We start from the raw sequence: 2,360 nt of genomic DNA, 5'->3' as shown, positions 1-2,360 counted from the left end.
CCCGGGTGGTGGAATTGGTAGACACAAGGGATTTAAAATCCCTCGCTGGTAACAGCGTGCCGGTTCAAGTCCGGCCCCGGGCACCATTTACATAAAATACCTCTTCTCTATTTCATTTATATTTCTTTTTATAATCTCATCAAATTATTTTTTTATTGCCAAAATAGCTTTATAGTTTCCTTAGTCTTTTTAAAACAGCTAACGCGTTTCAAGTTTTAATCAATAAATAGGATCAAGGAAAGGTAATGGAGCAATTTAAACGTGGCTTAAATCAGTTTTGGGTAGGCGCCGTATTTGGGCTTTGTCTAGCGATCTCATTAGTACTCATTCCTGTTGCGATTATTATGTCGAACATTAACGATGTACTGAAAATTCATGAGGTGAGCGTGCTTGTCGATAAAGTATCGACTGTCTTCGATAAATCAGAACAAGCCATTAGTAATGCCAAAGCAGCGCTAACCGATTTTGATAATGACGTGCTGATGGATATGCTCACTGCTGTGCAATCTTATCAGCAACAATCGCAGCCATTACTAACCGCAGAACAAAAACAAGCATTAAAAGCGCAAATTAAAGCTCAGCTTGTTACTGAGCTTGAGTCCAAACTTAACGAGCAACAAATTACATTCATATTGTCTGTTTTTGAAAAGTTAGCAAATACAAAAAAGGGAGCACAAACGCTCCCTAAATAAGAATTTACTTAACTAGATTATTTACGCCATGCGCCTTTAGGAATGGTTTGATCTAGCTTTTTGTTTTGCGAAGGATCAAAAGTAGGTAATTTACCTGCCTTACGTTGTGTGTTGTAATCCTTCGCGAGCCAAATAACGACGCCCGATAACATAAATAAAGCGATGACGTTAACAATAGCCATTAAACCCATCGAAACATCGGCAAGGGTCCATACGAGTGGCAATTCCCCAAGCGCACCAAACATCACCATACCAAGTACCAATAATCGGAATATCAACATACCCGAAGCATGGTTATGCTCTAAGAACAATAAATTGGTTTCGGCATAAGAATAATTAGCAACTATCGAGGTAAATGCAAAAAACAAAATTGCAATCGCAACAAATATCGCACCCCAACTACCAACGTGTTCTTCAAGGGCAGCTTGTGTTAACGCAATGCCAGTTACACCTGAATTAGGTATAAGCTGTTGTGATAATAAAATAAGGGCTGCAGTTGCAGTACATATAATAATTGTATCTACAAATACGCCGAGCATTTGTACATAACCTTGTGAGGCAGGGTGCGGTGGGTTAGGTGTTGCCGTTGCAGCAGCATTTGCAGCGCTACCCATACCAGCTTCATTAGAGAATAGGCCACGTTTAATACCCTGGATCATAGCCTGCATTACACCATAACCTATTGCACCCGCACCCGCTTGCTCGATACCAAAGGCACTATTAATAACATGCATAAATACGTCAGGTAATAAATCGTAGTTCATGGCACACACATAAAGTGCAACTAACAAATAAGCCAGCGCCATAAATGGCACAACCATTTCTGCAAAACGTGAAATAGTTTTTAAGCCACCAAAAATAATAATGCCTGACCCTAATACTAAGCCGATACCTACAACATAGTTTGGAATACCAAACGCAACATTAAATGCAGCAGCAATAGAGTTTGATTGAACAGCATTAAATACCAAGCCAAAAGCAAGAATAAGGCAAAGAGAAAAGATCACACCCATCCAACGTTTGCCCAAACCATATTCCATATAATAAGCAGGGCCACCGCGAAAGTTGCCATCTTCATCGACGGTTTTATATGCCTGAGCAAGAGTACTCTCGGCAAAACTTGTCGCCATACCTATTAAAGCAATAAGCCACATCCAGAAAATTGCCCCGGCACCGCCTAAATAAAGTGCAACGGCAACACCTGCCATATTACCCGTACCTACTCGCGCAGCTAAAGAAGTACAAAATGCTTGGAATGAAGAAATGCCATCGCCAGAACCTTGGCGGCTCTGAAACATTACTTTGATCATATGTGGGAATTGAGTGAATTGAATAAAACCGAGTCGAAGAGTGAAAAATAGCCCCGCAGCTATTAAAAGGTAAACCAGAATGTGACCCCAAAGGAGACCACTTATACTATTTATAATGTCTGTCATTTTTCTTGCCTTGTGAGCGAGTGGAAAATCTGCGGCGCAAGTTACCATAACAAGCGAGGAGAGTTTAGTTATTCTGCTAAAAAACATCAGTTATCCACAGGTGTTTGTGGGTAACGTGTTTGCATTTGGTGGGTATCTGAATGATTTGAAAATAATCAAAAAAACCTTCAAAAAGTGCTTGCGTTAATTCTTCGCATCCCTATAATGCGCATCCACTGACACGGCGGGCAGC

2 protein-coding genes are annotated in these 2,360 nt (G+C 40.6%); one reads left to right on the top strand and one right to left on the bottom strand.

The window, feature by feature from the left end; genetic code table 11:
* The first annotated feature begins 245 nt into the window (after positions 1-245).
* Complete coding sequence (locus AN394_RS21050; protein WP_054564016.1) at positions 246-692, top strand: hypothetical protein; 447 nt, start codon at positions 246-248, stop codon at positions 690-692.
* Between the two features lie 17 nt (positions 693-709).
* On the opposite strand, the gene AN394_RS21045 is transcribed toward AN394_RS21050, so the two are convergent.
* Positions 710-2,128, bottom strand: a complete 1,419-nt coding sequence (locus AN394_RS21045; protein WP_054564015.1) for a sodium:alanine symporter family protein — start codon at positions 2,126-2,128, stop codon at positions 710-712.
* Positions 2,129-2,360 lie beyond the last annotated feature (232 nt).

Source organism: Pseudoalteromonas sp. P1-26 (genome assembly GCF_001401795.1).
Classification (GTDB): Bacteria; Pseudomonadota; Gammaproteobacteria; order Enterobacterales; family Alteromonadaceae; genus Pseudoalteromonas.
The sequence above is the reverse complement of the archived record's forward strand: the minus strand, read 5'-3'. Positions and strand labels throughout refer to the sequence as shown.